We start from the raw sequence: 293 nt of genomic DNA on the forward strand, positions 1-293 counted from the left end.
TGTCCTCCGAGGTGCTCGTTCATTCGGCAGTCTTTTAATAAGATAGCAATACCGATGGCGGTCAGCGCTGGAAGAATAATCGTAAAGAATTCAACAAGGAAAAAGACTTCATTGAGTGTATCAATAATCATGATTATCACATCCATTTCATTACTCACAGTGTACTATACACCTTATGAAATGTCTAATGGAACAAACAGGTGAAATCACGGTGAAGTGAAGGAAAGTAGAACACCTAAGGAGGCAAGCAAATGGCTGATTCTCAAAAGAAGGGGCGAATCATTTTTCATATT

General features: G+C 38.9%; 1 pseudogene. It reads right to left on the minus strand.

The features are described 5' to 3' along the window. Positions 1-131, minus strand: a pseudogene (locus KVT11_RS21165) (hypothetical protein); the annotation flags it as partial. Positions 132-293: the final 162 nt, after the last annotated feature.

Source organism: Bacillus sp. GbtcB10 (genome assembly GCF_019091365.1).
Classification (GTDB): Bacteria; Bacillota; Bacilli; order Bacillales; family Bacillaceae; genus Bacillus; species Bacillus altitudinis.